The organism is Pantoea sp. C8B4, assembly GCF_051336905.1.
Lineage (GTDB): Bacteria > Pseudomonadota > Gammaproteobacteria > Enterobacterales > Enterobacteriaceae > Pantoea > Pantoea rwandensis_B.
Genome location: NZ_JBGMNK010000001.1, coordinates 422637 through 441768 on the forward strand (window position 1 = coordinate 422637; position 19132 = coordinate 441768).

The following is a 19132-nucleotide window of genomic DNA, read 5'->3' on the forward strand; positions in this document are numbered from 1 at the left end:
CCTCTGAGGTTAACGCTGAAATGCGTAGACACTGTCTAAGTCTAGCAGCTGTGTCAGCTCATCCAGCGCGGTGCGTCCTTCACGCAGTAACTGTGGATCGGCCAAATCGGCTTGGGTGAGGCGATCGCGATAGTGGCGATCGACCCAACTGTTCAGGGTGGTGAACAGGCGATCGTTCATCAGTACCGCTGGATTAAGGGCCTGACGCTCTGCTTCATTGAGCACCACGCGCAAACGCAGACAGGCTGGCCCACCGCCATTGCACATACTCTCACGCAGATCGAACACCGTGAGCTCACGAATCGGTCCGCCGCTCTCCACCAGCTCGCTCAAATAGCGCCACACGCCCGCATGCTGGCGTGACTCTTCAGGCAGTACCAGTCGCATCCCACCTTCAGGATGCTGCAACAGCTGGCTGTTAAACAGATAGGTATTCACCGCGTCGGCCACTGACACTTTATCGCGCGGCACCACAATCGGCTGGAAGCCGGGCACGCGCGCAGCCAGCTGTTGTAATAACGCCGGCTGATCGACAAACGCCTCTTCATGGCAGAACAGCACCTGCTGGTTGCTGACGGCGATGACATCGTTGTGGAATACGCCCTGATCGATCACCAGCGGGTTTTGTTGAGCAAACAGCGTGCGATCGTCGTCGAGTTGATGCAGGCGCGCCACCGCGGCACTGGCTTCCCGCGTCTGACGTGCCGGATAACGTGCCGGTGCAGCGCCCTGCTGTTGTCCATCACGACCATAAACAAACAGCTGAACACCTGCATCGCCATACTCCGCACCAAAGCGGTTATGGTTGGCAGCACCTTCATCGCCAAACAGCGCCACCTGCGGCAAAGCATCATGCACGCTGAAATGTTGCGGATCGCGGAAAATGGCGCGCAGCAAGTCGGCCGTTTCCGGCGCTTCGATGGCACGGTGGAATTTATTGTTAAGGTTAGCCACGGTAAAGTGCACGCGCCCATCGGCACTGTCGGCTGAAGGCGAGACGGTGGCGGCATTGGCCACCCACATTGCCGAGGCAGAACTGGCTGCAGACAACAGTTGCGGTGCCTGCCGGGCGGCTTTCTCCAGCACCTGTTCGTCAGTGCCAGCGAAACCTAACTGGCGCAGCAGTGGGATATTCGGCCGCTCATGCGGCGGAATCACCCCTTGCACATAGCCCATGTCCGCCAGTGCTTTCATTTTCAACAGGCCCTGTTTCGCCGCCAGACGTGGGTTTGAAGGCTGCAGCTGATTACGCGTTGAGGCTTCATTACCAAATGAGAGCCCGGCGTAATGGTGCGTCAGGCCGACCAGACCGTCAAAATTGGCTTCAAACGCTTTCATCATTCAGCTCCTTCCGCGGAGAAATCCAGTCCCGGCGATAAGCTGCCCGGTAAGGCCAGGCTCGGGCTCTCCAAAGATGCCATCGGCCACGCGCAGTAATCTGCGGCATACCATGCACTGGCGCGATGATTACCGGACGCACCTACACCGCCAAACGGCGCTGAGCTGGCGGCACCGGTTAACGGTTTGTTCCAGTTAACAATCCCGGCACGCGCTTCCAGCAGCAGTTGGTCAAACTGCGCACGCTGCGGAGAAATCAAGCCGCAAGAGAGGCCATAGCGCGTCTGGTTGGCGAAGCGAATCGCCTGATCGTACTCATCGTAGCGGATGACCTGCAGCAGCGGACCAAACACCTCTTCGTCGGGCAGTTTCGCCACGTCCGTCATCTCAATGATACCGGGAGTGATAATGGCGCTGTCGCGGTCGGGCCAGTGCATCGCCAGTAACACCTTGCCGCCAAGATCGATACGCTGCTGCCAGGCGGCGTAAATATGTCCAGCGGCGGCAGGTGAAATCACGCTGCCCATAAAGGGCTGCGGTTCAGCATTCCAGGCGGCAGGCTGCAGACGAGCGGTCACTTCCACCAAACGCTGCAGGAAGGCATCCCCTGCGGCTCCGCGTTTCACCAGCAGACGACGCGCACAGGTGCAGCGCTGCCCGGCTGTAATAAAGGCAGACTGAATCGCGATGTGCACTGCGCCATCAAGGTCTGAGGGGTCCTCGACGATCAGCGCATTGTTACCGCCCATCTCCAGCGCCAGCATTTTCTCAGGCTGACCGGCAAACTGGCGATGCAGGTGATAGCCTGTTGCGGCACTGCCGGTAAACAGCAAGCCATCGATTTGTGGCTCATGTGCCAGTGCCTGGCCGGTTTCGCGCGCGCCCTGCAATAGCGCGATCACACCCGCTGGCAGCCCCGCTTGCTCCCACAGCTCAACGGTTTTTTCCGCCGTCATCGGCGTAAGCTCACTCGGTTTGAACACGACACAGTTGCCCGCCAGCAGCGCGGGAACGATATGTCCGTTCGGCAGATGGCCAGGAAAATTGTAGGGACCAAACACTGCGAGTACGCCGTGCGGGCGATGGCGCAACGAACTTTCACCCTCGGCCTGTTCTCCGGTACGCGTGTGGTAGGCTTTTACCGAGATGGCGATTTTATTGATCATCGCCTGCACTTCGGTCAGAGTTTCCCAACGGGGTTTACCGGTTTCTTTGGCGATGGTTTCTGCCAGTGCAGTTTTGTGGCTCTCGAGTAATTTGGCAAAAGCTTCCACTACCGCCTGACGTTCCGCGAAAGGCTTGCGTGCCCAGGCGGGAAAGGCCGCGCGCGCCGCTTCGCAAGCCGCCGCCACCTGTGCACCGGTCGCTGCCCGTCCCTGCCATAACGTTTCACCATTCACCGGGTTTTGTTTGGTTAACGCTTCAGCGCCGCCCGTCAGCCATTGACCATTAATGAAGTGCGTCATGCTTTTTTCTCCTCGCGGCACAGCGTGACCACACGCAATGCATCGCCATAATCGCAGCGCAACGCCGTGCGCTGATGCTCATTGATGCGGACTTTTCCGCTCGCCATATCGACGGGCAGCAGCGCCACGCGGAAATGCTGGTAATCACCGTTGGCGACCAGGCACAGCGGCCAGCTGTCATCGGCTTCCCCGGCTTCGGCCTGAAGCAGGTGACTTTTACGGATGGCGCGAATGCGATCAATCTCGCACTCCAGCGTTGGGCCGCCGTCAAAGATGTCGACGTAATTGAGATAACGAAACCCTTCCGCTTCCAGCACGGCGCGCGCGGGTGCCGTTTTCGGATGCACTTCGCCAATCACTTTCTGCGCCGCTTCACTGAGATAATGGATATACAGCGGATGTTTTGGCATCAGCTCAGCAATAAAGGCTTTCTGCCCGGTGCCGCTGAGGAAATCGGCTTCACGAAACTCCATGGAGAAGAAACGGCTGCCGACGCTGTCCCAGAACGGGGAATGCCCGGCGTCATCACTGACACCGCGCATCTCAGCCACCACGTGCTTCATAAAGCGATCGCGGAAATTAGCCATAAACAGGAAGCGGGATTTCGACAGCAGATGGCCATTTTTTCCATCGCGATAATCGGGATCGAGGAACAGCGTGCACAGTTCGCTACTGCCGGTGTGATCGTTACTTAACGACAGCGTTGGCAAACTGGCGTAAACATTCAACTCTTTCGAAGCGTGTACCTGCGTACCCACCCGGAAGTTGTACCACGGGTCTTGCAGGCCCACGGCCACTTCAATGGCACAGATCCCAACAGCGCGATTGTCTGCGCTATCGGCCAGTACAAACACATAGCCTTGTTCAGCACGCGAAAGCGCGCCCTGCCAGGTGAGCAAAGAACGCTCAATACGCGCTTTCAGTGTCTCGCTATCGGCGGGCAGCGAGGTTAAGCCGCCCCCGGTTTTGCCCGCCAGCGACAGCAACTGCGCAAGGTCGTCACGTTCGACGGGGCGAATCACCATCATGATGCAGCTCCTTTGAGCACGCGAGCGCAGGCACGTTCAAAGCGCGCCAGTCCCTCTTTCACTTCCGCTTCACTGATATTCAGCGCGGGCGCGAAACGCACCACGTTAGCACCGGCAATCAGCACCATGACGCCCTCTTCCGCCGCCGCCAGGTTGAACTGTTTCGCTTTCCCGGCAAAATCTTCATTCAGCACGGCTCCAATCAACAGCCCAAGACCGCGAACTTCTTTAAAGATCGGCAGGCGCTGGTTCATCTCTTGTAATGCCGCGACAAACCACTGATGGCGCTCTGTGACACCTGCCATAAAATCGGGTTGGTTAATCAACTCCATCACTTTACCGGCGACGGCACCTGCCAGCGGGTTACCGCCGTAGGTGGTGCCGTGGGTGCCCACGCCCATCACCAGCGCCAGGTCTTCACGTGTCAGCATCGCGCCGATCGGGAAGCCACCACCCAGCGCTTTGGCGGTGGTCAGCACGTCCGGCGTCACGCCATAGTGCATGTAGGCATACAGCGAACCGGTACGCCCCACGCCGCTCTGCACTTCATCGAATATCAGCGTCGCCTGATGTTTGTCGCACAATTCACGCAGGCCGCGCAGGAAAGCCGGATCGGCCGGTACAACACCGCCCTCACCCTGAATCGGTTCAACAATCACGGCACAGGTTTGGTCAGTGATCAGTGCTGCGGCAGAGGCCAGATCGTTGAAGCTGGCATGTTCAATCGCCGGGGGTAACGGCGCAAAATCACGTGAATAAGCCGGTTGGCCACCTGCTGAAACAGTAAATAGCGTGCGTCCGTGGAAAGCATTATTGAAGGCCACGATGCCATTTTTCTCGGCGCCAAAACGATCGTGCGCGACTTTACGCGCCAGTTTCAGTGCTGCCTCATTGGCCTCTGCCCCGGAGTTACAGAAGAACACGCGATCGGCAAAGGTGGCGTCAATGAGCTGTTTAGCCAGGCGCAAAATAGGTTCGTTGGTATAGCCATTGCCGGTGTGCCATAGCTTACCGGCCTGCTCTGTCAGAGCCTGTTGCAAAGCGGGATGCGCATGTCCCAATGCATTAACCGCGATGCCGCCTGCAAAGTCGATGTAATCCTTACCTTGCTGATCCCAGAGCGTTGAGCCTTCAGCACGCACCGGTACAAAAGCTGCGGGGGCATATACCGGCATCATCCATTGATCAAAATCGTGACGTGAAACCTGCAGTGACATAGCCATTTCTCCTGCTCCAGCTAAGTGAAGCTATTGTTTTAAAATTGTTAAAATCCGTTGTGTCGCAGCACTACTGTAGAGTGCAGTAAGCGTGCCAGCTAGCGGAAAAAATGCATAAATGGGTTTGAGTAACGCAATATCAATGATTTACATTAGGTCACTATTCACATTAACTGCATAAAAAGTGAATATCAGTCTGATGGAGAGAGGAGAGCAGCTATTTATTTAGCAGATTTATGCATTCACAAAATGAAATAGCGCTTTTGTGATCGCACAGCAAATATTTCGCCAAAAAGTCGCGGCGTTCGCCCTGTTTTAGGGCAACTTGTGCATTTATGGTGCACGGATGTGCAGGAAATGTGCATCCAAATCGGCAAGCAGAGGTGGCACTCACTCGCTCCTGTTTAACAATCTCTTTGCATATTTGGCTGCATTTTGAACAACGCCTTAATTAAACGTAAGTTAAACGACGTTTAGTGACTAAGGTTATTATCATTGCAGAAATAAAAAGACACAAAGAGATTAACCAGATAATTACCATGCTAATGATTAGGTGGTTTTATATATTTGTTATTGAACAATAATGCATAGGCTTGTGCTATTTAACCATCATAGAAACAGGGTGATTTACTTTTCTTTAATTTTACAAATATTAATATAAAACAATTAGTTATCTATTTATATTGATGCGATACATATTGATATTGGGATAAGTTTATCCAATGTAGAATCCCATATAATGGAAGTTAAGATTAAAAATCACACAAAAAGCCAATCGGAAATATTTAGTTACATATATTGCACTGTTGATCTTGAACCTTTTGTGTCATTTTCTTTTCACCCCGATGACGGGGATACAATTAAAAAATATCACAGGGTAAATTATAAATGATGAAGCGCTCCTTACTGGCAGCAGTGATGCCTTTACTGCTGGGACTTTCTTCGGCTCAGGCCGCCGAAATCTATAACAAAGATGGCAACAAACTGGACCTGACCGGCAAAATCAACGTTTCGCATCTGTTCTCTGATAACGACAGCGCAAACGGTGAAGTTTCTTCCTATACCCGTCTGGGCTTTAAAGGCGAAACCAAAATTAATGACCAGCTGACCGGCTATGGTCAGTGGCAATACCAGTACAGCCTGAGCAACACTGAAGGCAGCGATGCCAACTCAGGCAACAAAACCCGTCTGGGCTTTGCGGGTCTGAAAATTGCTCAGTTCGGTTCAATCGACTACGGCCGTAACTACGGTCTGGTGTACGACGTACTGGGCTACACCGATATGCTGCCGTACTTTGGTGGTGATTCAGGTTACACCGATGCGTTCCTGTCAGGCCGTTCTACCGGTGTGCTGACCTGGCGTAACAAAGATTTCTTCGGTCTGGTGAAAGGCTGGAACTTTGCCGCGCAGTATGAAGGCAAAAACGAGCGTTCTGACAGCGCAACCGCCAGCAACCTGGCGGTACGTCGTTCGAATGGTGACGGCTTCGCGCTGTCAACCTCTTATGACTTTGACTTTGGCCTGAGCCTGGTCGGTGCTTACGCTAATCTGGATCGCGTGACGGCACAGAACACCGCAACCTACGGCCGTGGCGATAAAGCACAGAGCTGGGCAGCCGGTCTGAAATATGATGCCAACCAGATTTACCTGGCGACCATCTATGGCGAAACGCAGAACGCGACGCCGATCGGTAATAACGGTTTCGCTAACAAAGCGGTTAACTTTGAAGCCGTTGCACAGTATCAGTTCCTGAATGGCCTGCGTCCTTCACTGGGCTATGTGTCTTCTCGCGCGAAAGATGTCGAGAACAATGTGGGCGATACTGACCTGTTCAAATACGTTGCCGTTGGCGTGACTTACTACTTCAACAAGAACATGTCTGCTTACGCAGAATATAAAATCAACCTGTTGAAAGATAACAACGCGTTAAACATCAACACTGACGACGTAACTGCTGTTGGTCTGGTGTATCAGTTCTAATTGAGTATCCCTCATTGCATACCGGCTAGTGTCGGCTGGGTATGAGCAAAGGGCAGCGCAAGCTGCCCTTTTTTATTGTGCATTTGACCGTCAATGAGCGATCACGGCGCCAGTAAATCGAAACGATTATCCTCACCGGAATTGATGCTAAACGGTTCCTGTAATTGCAGCGTAATCCAGTTGGAAGTCACCCTGCTGCCCTTGCTGTCTTCCAGCGTCACAGATAGGCGATAGCTGTTGGTGGCGTCAGATGCGCTGTTCCACGTGGGCATAATAATGCTCCATCCTTGCGGATCGTTAGGATTGGCACCCGGCGTTAAGCTCAGTGCCTGAGTGTCGCCCTGCCAGACCACTTTAGTGATCGGATTGGCATTACGGATTTGCAATTTCAGCGGCAGGCTTTCACCGCCGTTTAATTGCCATGGCGGCGTAGCGAGGAACACGGATAAAGTTTTGCGCTGACGATATTCCATCACCGGCGTAGTGTTGCGGGTGACCATGTCGTAGCGACTGCCACGCAGCGAACGCGCTTCTGCCACGTTATCGGCACTCAACTGCTGGCTCAGCGGCACGCCGAAACGGTAGTTAAGATGCAAACCCAGCTGATCCTGACTTTCACCTTCATTACTGGTTTTGTGGCTGGCAGAGAGTGTGACCAACGGCACAGGCGTGTAGGAGACACCAAAGGTCAGCGCCGAAGGATTGTGATAGGTGTTGCCGCTGCTAAACAGATCCACATCATTGCCCAGATACTGCTCCCAACTCACTGACATCCCAAGCTGGCGATAGAAAGGCAGATAGCCCTGGGTGGTGAAATCGTAACCGCGTGCTAAACGCTGTTGCTGGAAAGGATCGCGATTCTGCCAACCCGACAGTGGCGTGTAGTAGTTAGCCGAGAAGCGCAGGTAATCGCCCCACGCTTCGGTGCCCACTGAAGCGCGCTGCAATCCGCTGTTGAACATGCGATCGACAAAACCGTTGTAACCTAGCAGCCATTTACCCGCCGTCCAGCGTTGTCCCAAGCCGATATTGCCCACCAGCCCATCATCCGTTTGATGAAAGCCGACTTCACTAAAGGTCAGGTATTGGTAGCGATCGGCCCACGGCGTAAGCAAAGAAGCGCCACTGCCGGTGAAGTTACCGTCCATATCGACGTTAAAATCGATTTGCGCTTTACCGTAAGGCGACAGCAGGGATTGGCCTTCATCCACCACGCGGTTCGCCACTTCATCGCGGAAATGGTTAAACGCCCAGATGCCCGCCTGATGACCAAAAGTGTTGTCGCTGGTGCTGTCCTGACTGGCTTCACCAATGCTCTTGGCGATGGTGGCCAGATTCTTGCTGAAGGCCGCATTCTCGTCTTCATAGCCGAGTGCGGGCAGGTCGCTGGCCATTTTCTGGAAACGTTCGGGATCGCTAAAGGGCGCATCAGCAACGTGCGTGTCAGTGACCAGCGCCAAAGCCGGTGCAGTGAAAAGCAGCCCCGTTGCGGCAGGCAGCATGCGCAGTGATTTGAAAGCGGAAAAAACAGATGTCATAGCAAAAACAGGCTTTTATCCAGTTTAGAATTTGAGGTGGCTCACAAAACTGTACTGGAATACCCTAACACATTCTGCCGATATTGCAGAAAAGGCCGGGCTGAATTAGGACATTGCCTGATTAGCAAATGCACCATTTTCTCTTGATCACCAAATCGCTCCGCATCGCGTAATGTTCGTCAGTTCAGCGACAGGTGATAACGCAGGCTGGTGCCGTATAGGGGCTGTAGCCCGCACTCCAATATGCTCGCCCACAAGAAAAAAGCTGCCATTTTAACAATGACAGCTTTTGCAAATAGGGCTTTAACTAACGAGCGTTACCCCCCGCAGAGCGCCCTGCATAAAGCCCCGCCAGGCGCTCACGGCTGCTGCGATCAGGAGAAAATCAGCCCGCCATCCACGTTGATGGTTTGACCGGTAATGTAGCGCGCATCATCCGACGCGAGAAACGCCACCAGACCGGCGACATCTTGTGGCTGTCCGGCGCGTTTCAACGGAATATTTTCCACCCATTCCGCCATCAACTCGCCTTTGCCGTACTGCTTTTTATCGCTGCTCAGGATTTCTCCCCACACGCGATCGTTATAATCCCACATCTCACTTTCGATGATGCCCGGACAGAAAGCATTCACGGTGATGTGCCATGGCGCCAGTTCCAGCGCCAAACTCTGAGTAATACCGATGACGCCCATTTTACTGGCTGCATAGTGTGGCGTGTAAATAAAGCCCTGCCGCCCCTGCCCTGATGAGGTGTTGATCAGGCTGCCGCTGCCCTGTTTCACCATGTACTTTGCCGCCTCACGACAACACAGCCAGACGCCAGTGGTGTTCACTGCCAGAATTTTTTCGAAATCACTTTTCGGCATCGCGTCGAAGCGATCGATGGTGATCACGCCGGCGTTCTGAATCGAGACATCAATGGTGCCAAAGCGCTCAGCGGCCTGCTGATAAAGCTGCTGTACTTCGGCCTCATTGGTCACATCCACCTGCAGCGCCAGAATCTCGCTGCCAAACTGCTCTTCCAGCGCCCGCGCCGTGGTGAATACCCGGTCCGAGTTGGACACCATGACCAGTCTTGCACCATCACGTGCAAATCGTGCGGCAATGCCCGCGCCAATCCCGCGGCATGCGCCGGTAATCACCACCGTTTTTCCACTAAAATCGCGTGTCATATTGCCTCCTGTTATCCATGCGTTGCTTCAGGCAGGGCGGCCGATTGCTGCTTTTTTTCATGTCTGCGCAGCAGCACCACCTTACTTTGTAATTTTTGCTGGAACTGGTCGATCACTACGGCGGTGACAATCACCAGCCCTTTAATCACCATTTGCCAGAAATCGCTGACGCCCATCATCACCATGCCATCGGCGAGGAACACGATAACAAAGGCACCGATGATCGAACCTGATACGCGCCCGCGCCCTCCTGCTAACGCAGTTCCGCCTAGCACCGTCGCGCCGATGGCGTCCATTTCGAACATGTTGCCGGTCATCGGGTGCGCAGTTTGCAGCTGAGATGCCACGATCAATCCCACCAGCGCAGCGCATAAACCGGAGAAGGCATAGACAAACACTTTGACCTTGATGATCGGTACACCGGCCAGGCGTGCCGCAGATTCATTGCCGCCGGTGGCATAGATATAACGACCCAGTGGGGTTTTACGTGTCAGATAGAGGCCGAGCAGCAGGAAGCCGATCATCAACCAGATAGGGATGTAGACACCAAGCACACTGCCCGATCCCAAAAACGCGAAACCGGTATTGCCCAATGCTGGCATCCCCACCAGATTGGCGTAAGTGCTGCCATCGTTGAACAGCAGCGCGGCCCCGCGAGCCACATACATCATGCCGAGGGTGCAGATAAAGGGTGCCACGCCCAGACGCGTCACGACGGTGCCGTTGATCAACCCCAGCACAATGCCAAACAGCGCCACCACCAGAATCACTTCCGGCACGTTAAAGAACAGCGTGTTGCCGCCCCACAGCGGCACACCATTGGTGAGCAAAGCCCCCGCCACCATGCCGCAGATGCCCGCCACCGCACCGACCGACAGATCGATGCCACCGGTCAGGATCACCAGCGTCATCCCAATCGCCAGCAGCCCGGTGATGGCCACATGCTGCGTCATGATCAGTAAGTTTGAGGTGGTCAGGAAATTAGGCACCATAAAGCTGAAAAAACCGACCACGATCAGTAACGCGATAAAGGTTCGCGCTTTCAGCAAGTACATATAAAGCAGGTATTTCTGGTTCATTTATTGATCTCCTGCGGGCTCAATCATGCGGTGTTGAGGCGCTAATCAGCGCTTCTCGCGTTGCCGCGCTGCGCGGTAAGTCGGCGGTAATACGGCCATCGGCCATCACCAGAATGCGATCGGCCAGTGCCATCACCTCATCCAGTTCAGAAGAGGAGAACATCACCGCCAGACCTTGCTGTGCGAGATTGCCAATCAGGTGGTACACGTCCGTTTTGGCCCCCACATCGATCCCGCGCGTGGGTTCATCCAGCAACACCACTTGAGGGCCCGTCATCAGCGCTTTTCCCAGCACCACTTTCTGCTGGTTACCGCCGCTGAGTGAGGTAATCGGCAGTTCCGGATCGCTCACTTTGATGGCGAGATGACCAATCATTTCATCGACGCGACGCTGTTCTTTGTGGGGATTGAGTAAGCGCAGCGCACGGCGAAAACCGCGCAAACTGAGATCGCTTAACGTCATGTTGGCGGTGATGGACATCAGCTGCACCACGCCTTCGGTTTGTCTATCTTCCGGTACCAGCGCAATGCCTTTCTTTAACCGCTGCTGGAAATTGCGTTTATCCAGCACTTCGCCATTCAGGCTGACGCTGCCAGACTGGCAGTGCATCATGCCAATCAGCCCTTTAAACAACTCCGTGCGTCCCGCGCCCAGCAAACCGTAAATGCCGATCACTTCACCCTTGCGCAGTGAAAACGACACATCATTGAGCTTGTAGCCGCCATTCTGATGCAGTGCCGTCAGGCCGTTGACGTGCAAAACGGTTTCGCCCTGAGCCGCGGGCTGATAGTCAAAGTGTTTTTTCTTGTCGCCGACCATCTGTTCGATGATCCAGGGAACCGAAGCGTCACGCACTTCTCGCTCGCTGATAAAGCGACCGTCACGAAAAATGGTGATGTGATCGCCAATTTCCATCAGCTCTTCCAGCCGATGCGAGATATAGATGATGGTCACGCCACGCCGCTTCAGCTGGTCAATGACGTTGAACAGCACTTTCACTTCAGACTGGCTCAGCGCACTGGTGGGTTCATCCATGATCAGCACACGCGTATCTTTGGACAACGCCCGGGCGATCTCGACCAGCTGCTGATGGCCGATGCCCAATTCCCCCAGCTGTGCATAAGGGTCAACATCCAGCTCCAGCCGCTCCAGCAATGATTTCGCCAGCGCATACTGATAATTTTCGTTGATCACGCCGCGCTGGAAAAACTCGTTGGCGATAAAGATGTTGTCCATCACATTCATGTTGGGGAACAGGTTGAGTTCCTGAAAGATGATGCTGATGCCGTGCTTTTCCGCCTGGTGGGTGGAACTGAGCGACACCACTTTGCCGTCCAGCAAAATTTCACCGGAGGAAGGGGTTTCCACGCCTGCCAGCATTTTCATCATGGTGGATTTACCGGCACCGTTTTCGCCAATCAGCACGTTCACTTTGTTGCGATAGACGCGGTAATTCACCTGATCGAGTGCGGTCACGCCGGGGTAAATGCGTGACACATTACGAGTTTCGATGATCACGTCACTTTGAGGATTTTGCATACCCGCTCCTTACTGCCGCACGATGGCAGCAGGTGTGACATTCGGCACCTGCTCAGGCGTATCGAAGCTGCTAAACACGCCGGAAATTTGCACCTTATCGCCGACTTTGGGCTTGAAGGCGCTCATCATGTTGGCTGCCTGCTGATTAATGGCGCGGCTGTAGTCGCCAAACAGCACCTGATCGTTGAAGTCCTGATAGCTGGCCCCTTTATAGGCATCACGCAGCACCGTGCCAGGGAAAATCGGACCGACCTGCACCGTCACGTTATCGCCTGATACATCTTTCACCGTCATGCGGCCATTACGTGAAGTGGTATTCACCGCTGTGACTTCACCACTGACCTTGACGCTGAAGACACAGGGGTTCTCTTCCTGTGCGCGGTAGCCGTAGGTTTGACAGGCGCTGTCAAAATCTTTGGAGGACTTCAACGCATTCAGCAGTTCAGCCACTGGCTTCGCATCGTGCTGAATCTGCGGCACCAGTTTCTGCTGCCAGGTCTGAGCAATATTGGCCATTTTGGGATTGGGGGGATTTTTCAGGTCGGCCAGCTCCTGCTGCGACACAATGCGGCAACCGCTAAGGATCACGATAGGAAGCAGTAACCAGAGTCGTTTGTGCATCACATTCTCCTGGGCGCCTGCTGTGCAGGCGCACCGATTATTGATTACGACTTGTAGTTAAAGTCCTGCACACCTTTAGCATTGTCCGGGGTGATCAAAATGCCGCGGAACATCACGCGCTGCTTCTCTGGCTTTACCCCTTTCTGGATGAAGTTGTCGAGGTCGGTCACACCCTGCGCAGCAATAGCCTGTGCCTGCAACATCACCGTGGCTTTCAGATCGCCTTTTTCTACCGCATCACGCTCGTCGTTGCTGCCGTCGATACCCACCACGGTGACATCGGTGCGGCCTGCGGCTTTAAGTGCCGCAATTGCGCCCAGCGCCACTGGTCCGTTACCGCAGATCACGCCTTTAACATCGGGATGGGCCTGCAGAATGCTGTCCATAATGCGTTTGCCATCGATCAGGGTGCCTTTCGCATCCTGACGCGCGACAGATTTCATATCCGGATACTGATCCAGCACCTGGTGGAAGGATTTCGAGCGGGTGACGCAGTTGTTGTCAGCGAGGTTACAGGTCAATTCGGCATAGCTGCCCTTTTCACCCATTTTCTCCACAAACACGTTGGCCACATCAGAACCCGCCTGGAAGTTGTTGTGGGTGATTTGCACCAGCGCCACATCGTCTACCGGAATCTCACGGTTGATCAGCACCACGGGAATACCCGCATCTTTGGCTTTTTTGATTGCCGCGACGCTGGCGGTGGAGTCGGCGTTATCCAGCACAATGCCCTGCACTTTTTTACCGATGGCGGCATCGATCAGTTCGCTCTGCTTCTTAACGTCTTCACCATGCGACAGCACGCTGGTTTTATAGCCCAGCTCTTGCGCTTTCAGGTTGGCGCCTTTGGCTTCGGAAGCGTAATAGGGGTTATCCAGTGAGTTCACCAGAATCATGATGGTGCCTTTGTCGGCAGCGAAACTGGATTGGGCGATCAGGCAACTGGCAATGGCAGTGAATAACAGGGTACGTTTTTTCATGTTCGTGCTCTCTCGTTGTTTTGTTGTTATTGCAGGGTTGAGGCCGTACTGGTGCTGGCGCGGCATTACCAGATGGTGAAGCCGCCATCGATCATTAAATCTGCGCCGGTGATCATGTCGCTGCCGTTGCTGGCGAAGAACAGCACGGCAGCGGCAATTTCATCGGTGTAAGCAAAACGCCCTAGCGGGATCAGTTTTTTCATCTGTTCGCCTTTCTCACCGCGCCAGGCCTTTTCGCCCATCGGCGTCAGCACCACGGTGGGTGACAAGGTATTCACGTTGATACGGTGTGGTGCGAACTCTTTGGCTATGACTTTGGTCATACCGAGCAGACCCGCTTTGGCAGAGGTATAGGCCACGTGGTTATCAATGGCGATGGAAGCGGCCTGTGAAGCGATATTGATGATCTTGCCGCCCTTACCGGCGCGCACCATGCGTTTGCCCGCCGCTTGTGAGCAGAGAAAAGGCCCCGTGAGATTAACGGCGATCTGCTTTTGCCACTCGGCAAAGTCGGTTTCCAGTACCGGCTGTAACATCACATAACCCGCGCAGTTCACCAGGATATCGATGTGACCGTAATGCTGTTCGACGTGATCGAACGCCACCTCCACCGAATCAGCATCGGTCACGTCACAGCACACCAGCAGCACGCGGTCAGCGGAGAATTGTTCCTGCACAGCCGCGACGCGATCGCTTTCGAATGGAGGGTAAAGCAGGGCCAGTCGCGCACCTTTTTCTAACAGCATGGCGTTACTGGCCATGGCAATACCACCGAGGCCACCGGTCACCACCGCCACCTTGCCGGTGAGGTCCAGATCGGTATTCACGCCGTAGCGCAGGTTGACATCGTATTCCCCACTCATCCTTTCTCTCCTGTGTGCATTTTCAGCGGCTCTGGTTATCTCTGGCCGGATAGGTTCGCAGTAACATTGATTTTCGAACAAAAATATAAGCTATCGTTTCGCAATGGTTTGTGGGTGAGATCAAATTTCATACAAATGATTTAAACTATTTTTATCCATCTGTTTTTTAAGTAAATAACTAAATGACGCGTTTTTTGATATAGAAATAACGGCTGGCAGGTGTATGTGAAATCAATTGCATGGCTTTATCTTATTTTCATTCGAAAATGCATCTTTGTGCGAGCCGCCTCGCAAATCCCTGGCACGCAGAGTAAAATCATCACGGGTTTTCTTATTGCCAAAACCAGACCGTGATTGGAAAGAGGGAGCATTTCGATTGAAAAGCAAAACTGAGCAGCTGGCTGACATGCAGCAGCGTCGTGAGAAGATCCTGGAGATGATCCGCGAAGACGGCACAGTCACGGTTAAAGCGCTTACCGATACCTTTGGCCTGACCGAGGCAACCATCCGCACCGATTTGCGTATGCTGCAAAAAGCCGGGCATGTGCAGCGTTATCACGGTGGCGCCACGCTGATGACCGGTAAGCAGAACACCGGCGCACTGCTGCTTGAGCGTCAAACTCACCTTGATGAGAAAGAAGCCATTGGCCGGCTGGCCGCGCAGTATGTGGAAAATGGGGATACGGTGATTTTCGATTCCGGCACCACGACCACCGCCATTGCGGAGGCGATTGGCCACATCCGTCGTTTATCGGTGATCACCACGGCGGTGAATATTGCGCTGAAGCTGGGGGGGGAACCGGGGATTAATATCCTGCTGACGGGCGGTACCTTCAAATTTCCGACACTCTCGACGTCCGGTGAGAAAGCGGCTTCTTTCTTTGAAAACGTGCTGGCCGAAAAGCTGTTTCTCGCCACCGCCTGTATTTCGCCGCGCCTCGGGTTGAGCTTCCCCAGCGAGACGGATATCAAAGTGAAGATGGCGATGATCAACTCCGCCAGTACGGTGTTTGTGGTGGCAGACTCCAGCAAAATCGATAAGGTGTCGATGTTTGCCCTGCCCTGTGACTGGAGCAAAATCCATTATTTGATTACCGATCGCGGGATCACGTCGGCGCAGATTGCGGCGTTTGAAGCGTTAGGTGTACAGGTGTTGGTGGCAGGCATTGAAGAGGCAAAAAAACGCGCGGTGTTTTGAGCATTCATTCAGGGGCGGCCAACTCGCCGCCCCCTCGATGCTGATTAGAAACCTAAGCTATCCAGCAAATCATCGACCTGATCCTGGTTCGCGACCACGCCTGGTGCATTGGCATGGATCTGCGGGCCATTCAACAGGCTGCTGGCGTCTTTGCGCGCGGCAGCGTTGGCTTCAGGCATATTCTCCAGCAGCACCATCAGCAACTGACGCTCGATCTCCTGGATCACATCCATCATGCGCTTGATCACCTGACCAGTCAGGTCCTGGAAATCCTGCGCCATCATGATCTCGAGCAGCTGCTTGTTGGTGTACGAGGTATGCGACGGCACATCACTGAGAAATTCGCGCGTATCCGAAACCAACTCGCGTGCATCCGCCAGCTCAATCGGGTTTTCAAACCACGCATCCCAACGGCCTTTCAGCTGGTTGGCGCTGGCTTCCATTTTGTCCTGGTGTGGCTGCGCGGCTTCAACGCAGTTTAGTGCGCGTTCTGCCGCTTGCGCCGTCATCTGCACCACGTAATCCAGGCGGTCACGGGCGTCCGGAATCGCTTCCGCCGCTTCGGCAATCGCCTGGTCTAACCCCAATTCGCGCAGGCTGTCGCGCAACATGCGCGTCAGCGAGCCGATACGGGTAATAATGTCGTGTGCCGAGGCTTCTTCGGTTGGTTTCGGAAGGTCGCTCATCACATCTCCTTACATACCCAGTTTTTCGAAAATTTTACCCAGCTTTTCTTCCAGCGTGGCTGCGGTGAACGGCTTCACTACGTAACCGCTGGCACCGGCCTGGGCGGCTGCAATGATGTTCTCTTTTTTCGCTTCGGCGGTGACCATCAGCACGGGCAGTTTGCTCAATGCCGCATCCGCACGAATGGTCTGCAGCAGTTCCAGACCGTCCATATTGGGCATGTTCCAGTCGGATACCACGAAATCAAAACCACCCGCACGCAGTTTGGTCAGTGCATCAACACCGTCCTCTGCTTCTTCAACGTTGTTGAATCCCAGCTCTTTCAGCAGGTTGCGGACGATACGACGCATCGTATTGAAGTCATCCACCACCAAAAAGCGCATGTTTTTATCAGCCATATCTACTCCTGTGTTGTCTCGTCCGGCAGGACGGGCTCGTTAAATTCGCAATGCCTGTCCGGCGCTAATTTTTGCCAGCATGTGCTGACTGATGTGTCCTAAATCGACTACTTCACTGGCACCGCCCATCGCAATCGCTTCGCGCGGCATACCAAAGACGACGCAGCTGGCTTCATCCTGCGCGATGGTCCAGGCACCGGCACGATGCATTTCCAGCATCCCGGCGGCACCGTCGTTACCCATCCCGGTGAGGATGACACCCACGGCATTTCGTCCTGCGTGTGTCGCCACGGACCGGAACAGCACGTCAACAGACGGCTTATGGCGGTTCACTGGCGGTCCATCATTCAGTTTCACCACGTAGTTAGCGCCACTACGGCCCAACTCCATGTGCATGGCACCCGGCGCGATATAGGCATGGCCGGGCAAAATACGTTCGCCATCTTCCGCTTCTTTCACGGTAATCTGGCACAGCTTGTTCAGGCGCTCGGCAAACGAGCGGGTAAAACCTGGCGGCATATGCTGAGTGATCAGCAGCGCCGGGCTGGTCGCGGGCAGCGGTTGCAACACATGGCGAATCGCCTCCGTACCGCCGGTAGAAGAACCAATCGCAATCAGCTTCTCACTACTGAGCAGCGGGCCGGCTTTCAGCGTCACCGGGGCTGGCGTCGCAGGGCGCGCATGCAATTTCGCCCGGGCCGCTGCACGAATTTTATCGGCGATCATCTGGCTGTAAGCCAGCATCCCTTCGCGAATCCCCAACTGCGGCTTGGTGACGAAATCCACCGCGCCCAACTCCAGCGCGCGCAGCGTCACTTCTGATCCTTTACCGGTCAGCGATGACACCATCACCACCGGCATCGGGCGCAGGCGCATCAGCTTTTCCAGGAAGTCGAGGCCATCCATACGCGGCATTTCGACGTCCAGCGTCAGCACCTGTGGGTTGTACTGCTTGATTAAATCCCGCGCCACCAACGGATCGGGCGCGGTGGCGACCATCTCCATATCGGCGTGGCTGTTGATGATCTCCGTCATCAACTGTCGCATTAGCGCGGAGTCATCCACGCACATCACGGTGATTTTGCTCATCGTCTTTCCTTGGTCAATCCATAGACTGTCTGTCCACGCAGCCAGAACTCTTTACTGATCTGGCTGAAGTTCTCTGAGTGTCCAGCGAACAGCACACCGCCGGGCTTCAGCAGGGGAACGAAACGGCGCAGAATTTTTTCCTGCGTCTCTTTATCGAAATAGATCATCACGTTGCGACAGAAAATTGCGTCGAACGGACCCGGCAACGCCCAGTCGTTGGCCAGTAAATTCAGCTGCGAATAGTTCACCATGCTGGCGAGATCGGAGCGTACGCGTACCATGCCTTCATGCGGGCCAGTGCCACGCAGGAAAAAGCGTTGCAGCTGCGATTGCGATAAGGTGCGCAGCTCTTCCTGGCGATACACCCCCGCCACGGCTTTTTCCAATACCTGTGTATCAATATCGCTGGCGTGGACCTGGAATTTGCCCGGTCCGGTGCCCAGCGTTTCGGCCAACGTCATGGCGATGGAGTACGGCTCTTCGCCGGTTGAGGCGGCGGTACTCCACACGCTGTAACTGCCACTGCGCTTACGCGCATGATCCGCGAGGATCGGGAAATGGTGCGCCTCGCGGAAAAATGAAGTCAGATTGGTGGTCAGTGCGTTAATAAACGCCTGCCACTCTGCACTGTTCTGGTCTTGCTCCAGCAACGCCAGATAACGACCAAAATCATCAATGTTCAGCGTGCGCAAACGGCGCACTAAGCGGTTGTAAACCATCTCCCGCTTGTGATCGGCCAGCACGATGCCTGCGCGTTGATAGATCAGCTGGCTGATACGACGAAAATGCGTATCTGAGAGCGGCAGGCGCTGCACCATTTGCGAGAGCAGCGTTGTCGCTTCACTTTGATCCAATAACGTCGATTTCTTCATGTCAGGTCACCCGGCAACAAACTGATTAAATTGTGATACTGCGATTACTGCTGCGCTGCCAGTTGG

General features: G+C 54.5%; 17 protein-coding genes. 2 read left to right on the plus strand and 15 right to left on the minus strand.

Annotation, left to right across the window (positions count from 1 at the left end; translation table 11 throughout):
* Positions 1 to 9 precede the first annotated feature (9 nt).
* From astB to ACCW76_RS01930, 4 genes are read right to left on the minus strand one after another with little or no spacing between them, the layout of a single operon-like run.
* Positions 10 to 1338: an N-succinylarginine dihydrolase gene (gene astB, locus ACCW76_RS01915; RefSeq protein WP_436337686.1), complete on the minus strand. Its 1329-nt coding sequence runs from the start codon at positions 1336 to 1338 to the stop codon at positions 10 to 12.
* Positions 1338 to 2804 carry a succinylglutamate-semialdehyde dehydrogenase gene (gene astD / locus ACCW76_RS01920; protein ID WP_436337581.1) on the minus strand — a complete coding sequence of 489 codons (1467 nt, stop codon included), beginning with the start codon at positions 2802 to 2804 and terminating at the stop codon, positions 1338 to 1340. The genes astB and astD overlap by 1 nt, the downstream gene beginning before the upstream one ends.
* The gene (gene astA / locus ACCW76_RS01925) at positions 2801 to 3832 is read right to left on the minus strand and encodes an arginine N-succinyltransferase (protein ID WP_436337582.1); all 1032 of its coding nucleotides are present in this window, start codon (positions 3830 to 3832) and stop codon (positions 2801 to 2803) included. Before astA ends, astD begins: the two co-directional genes overlap by 4 nt.
* Positions 3829 to 5049 carry an aspartate aminotransferase family protein gene (locus ACCW76_RS01930; protein ID WP_436337687.1) on the minus strand — a complete coding sequence of 407 codons (1221 nt, stop codon included), beginning with the start codon at positions 5047 to 5049 and terminating at the stop codon, positions 3829 to 3831. The genes astA and ACCW76_RS01930 overlap by 4 nt, the downstream gene beginning before the upstream one ends.
* 888 nt (positions 5050 to 5937) lie before the next feature.
* On the opposite strand from ACCW76_RS01930, the gene ACCW76_RS01935 reads away from it, so the two are divergent.
* Positions 5938 to 7029: a porin gene (locus ACCW76_RS01935; RefSeq protein WP_436337583.1), complete on the plus strand. Its 1092-nt coding sequence runs from the start codon at positions 5938 to 5940 to the stop codon at positions 7027 to 7029.
* A 101-nt stretch (positions 7030 to 7130) separates the two neighbouring features.
* Here ACCW76_RS01935 and ACCW76_RS01940 read toward each other — a convergent pair whose 3' ends face one another.
* The 7 genes from ACCW76_RS01940 to ACCW76_RS01970 all read right to left on the minus strand — a co-directional run bounded on the left by ACCW76_RS01940 (position 7131) and on the right by ACCW76_RS01970 (position 14822).
* A complete protein-coding gene (locus tag ACCW76_RS01940) occupies positions 7131 to 8567 on the minus strand; it encodes a YchO/YchP family invasin (RefSeq protein ID WP_436337584.1) in 1437 nt (478 codons plus the stop codon).
* A 374-nt stretch (positions 8568 to 8941) separates the two neighbouring features.
* The gene (locus ACCW76_RS01945; protein ID WP_436337585.1) at positions 8942 to 9739 is read right to left on the minus strand and encodes an SDR family oxidoreductase; all 798 of its coding nucleotides are present in this window, start codon (positions 9737 to 9739) and stop codon (positions 8942 to 8944) included.
* 11 nt (positions 9740 to 9750) lie between these two features.
* A complete protein-coding gene (locus ACCW76_RS01950) occupies positions 9751 to 10818 on the minus strand; it encodes an ABC transporter permease (protein ID WP_038647393.1) in 1068 nt (355 codons plus the stop codon).
* 19 nt (positions 10819 to 10837) lie between these two features.
* Positions 10838 to 12358: a sugar ABC transporter ATP-binding protein gene (locus ACCW76_RS01955; RefSeq protein ID WP_436337586.1), complete on the minus strand. Its 1521-nt coding sequence runs from the start codon at positions 12356 to 12358 to the stop codon at positions 10838 to 10840.
* A 9-nt stretch (positions 12359 to 12367) separates the two neighbouring features.
* Positions 12368 to 12979 (minus strand): DUF2291 family protein, encoded by a 612-nt coding sequence (locus tag ACCW76_RS01960; RefSeq protein ID WP_436337587.1) that lies wholly within the window; start codon positions 12977 to 12979, stop codon positions 12368 to 12370.
* A gap of 44 nt (positions 12980 to 13023) precedes the next feature.
* Complete coding sequence (locus tag ACCW76_RS01965) at positions 13024 to 13959, minus strand: D-ribose ABC transporter substrate-binding protein (protein WP_436337588.1); 936 nt, start codon at positions 13957 to 13959, stop codon at positions 13024 to 13026.
* Between the two features lie 65 nt (positions 13960 to 14024).
* Positions 14025 to 14822: a GolD/DthD family dehydrogenase gene (locus ACCW76_RS01970; protein WP_436337589.1), complete on the minus strand. Its 798-nt coding sequence runs from the start codon at positions 14820 to 14822 to the stop codon at positions 14025 to 14027.
* Positions 14823 to 15198: 376 nt separating this feature from the next.
* Here ACCW76_RS01970 and ACCW76_RS01975 point away from each other — a divergent pair, with 376 nt between their 5' ends.
* Positions 15199 to 16020, plus strand: a complete 822-nt coding sequence (locus tag ACCW76_RS01975; protein WP_038647401.1) for a DeoR/GlpR family DNA-binding transcription regulator — start codon at positions 15199 to 15201, stop codon at positions 16018 to 16020.
* Between the two features lie 44 nt (positions 16021 to 16064).
* On the opposite strand, the gene cheZ is transcribed toward ACCW76_RS01975, so the two are convergent.
* The 4 genes from cheZ to cheR are packed head-to-tail and all read right to left on the minus strand — an operon-like array spanning position 16065 to position 19066.
* Positions 16065 to 16706, minus strand: coding sequence for a protein phosphatase CheZ (gene cheZ, locus ACCW76_RS01980; protein ID WP_038647403.1), 642 nt, complete (start codon positions 16704 to 16706; stop codon positions 16065 to 16067).
* Between the two features lie 9 nt (positions 16707 to 16715).
* Complete coding sequence (gene cheY, locus ACCW76_RS01985) at positions 16716 to 17105, minus strand: chemotaxis response regulator CheY (RefSeq protein ID WP_007892562.1); 390 nt, start codon at positions 17103 to 17105, stop codon at positions 16716 to 16718.
* A 39-nt stretch (positions 17106 to 17144) separates the two neighbouring features.
* Complete coding sequence (locus ACCW76_RS01990; RefSeq protein ID WP_436337590.1) at positions 17145 to 18194, minus strand: protein-glutamate methylesterase/protein-glutamine glutaminase; 1050 nt, start codon at positions 18192 to 18194, stop codon at positions 17145 to 17147.
* A complete protein-coding gene (gene cheR / locus ACCW76_RS01995) occupies positions 18191 to 19066 on the minus strand; it encodes a protein-glutamate O-methyltransferase CheR (protein WP_034821825.1) in 876 nt (291 codons plus the stop codon). Before cheR ends, ACCW76_RS01990 begins: the two co-directional genes overlap by 4 nt.
* Positions 19067 to 19132 lie beyond the last annotated feature (66 nt).

Excerpts from the sequence above, each read along its gene's own strand:
- cheY (WP_007892562.1), bottom strand. The coding sequence starts at position 17,105 with ATGGCTGATAAAAACATGCGCTTTTTGGTGGTGGATGACTTCAATACG.
- cheZ (WP_038647403.1), bottom strand. The coding sequence starts at position 16,706 with ATGAGCGACCTTCCGAAACCAACCGAAGAAGCCTCGGCACACGACATT.
- ACCW76_RS01940 (WP_436337584.1), bottom strand. The coding sequence starts at position 8,567 with ATGACATCTGTTTTTTCCGCTTTCAAATCACTGCGCATGCTGCCTGCC.
- ACCW76_RS01970 (WP_436337589.1), bottom strand. The coding sequence starts at position 14,822 with ATGAGTGGGGAATACGATGTCAACCTGCGCTACGGCGTGAATACCGAT.
- astB (WP_436337686.1), bottom strand. The coding sequence starts at position 1,338 with ATGAAAGCGTTTGAAGCCAATTTTGACGGTCTGGTCGGCCTGACGCAC.
- ACCW76_RS01945 (WP_436337585.1), bottom strand. The coding sequence starts at position 9,739 with ATGACACGCGATTTTAGTGGAAAAACGGTGGTGATTACCGGCGCATGC.
- astD (WP_436337581.1), bottom strand. The coding sequence starts at position 2,804 with ATGACGCACTTCATTAATGGTCAATGGCTGACGGGCGGCGCTGAAGCG.
- ACCW76_RS01935 (WP_436337583.1), top strand. The coding sequence starts at position 5,938 with ATGATGAAGCGCTCCTTACTGGCAGCAGTGATGCCTTTACTGCTGGGA.
- ACCW76_RS01990 (WP_436337590.1), bottom strand. The coding sequence starts at position 18,194 with ATGAGCAAAATCACCGTGATGTGCGTGGATGACTCCGCGCTAATGCGA.
- ACCW76_RS01960 (WP_436337587.1), bottom strand. The coding sequence starts at position 12,979 with ATGCACAAACGACTCTGGTTACTGCTTCCTATCGTGATCCTTAGCGGT.
- ACCW76_RS01955 (WP_436337586.1), bottom strand. The coding sequence starts at position 12,358 with ATGCAAAATCCTCAAAGTGACGTGATCATCGAAACTCGTAATGTGTCA.
- ACCW76_RS01950 (WP_038647393.1), bottom strand. The coding sequence starts at position 10,818 with ATGAACCAGAAATACCTGCTTTATATGTACTTGCTGAAAGCGCGAACC.
- cheR (WP_034821825.1), bottom strand. The coding sequence starts at position 19,066 with ATGAAGAAATCGACGTTATTGGATCAAAGTGAAGCGACAACGCTGCTC.
- ACCW76_RS01930 (WP_436337687.1), bottom strand. The coding sequence starts at position 5,049 with ATGTCACTGCAGGTTTCACGTCACGATTTTGATCAATGGATGATGCCG.
- astA (WP_436337582.1), bottom strand. The coding sequence starts at position 3,832 with ATGATGGTGATTCGCCCCGTCGAACGTGACGACCTTGCGCAGTTGCTG.
- ACCW76_RS01965 (WP_436337588.1), bottom strand. The coding sequence starts at position 13,959 with ATGAAAAAACGTACCCTGTTATTCACTGCCATTGCCAGTTGCCTGATC.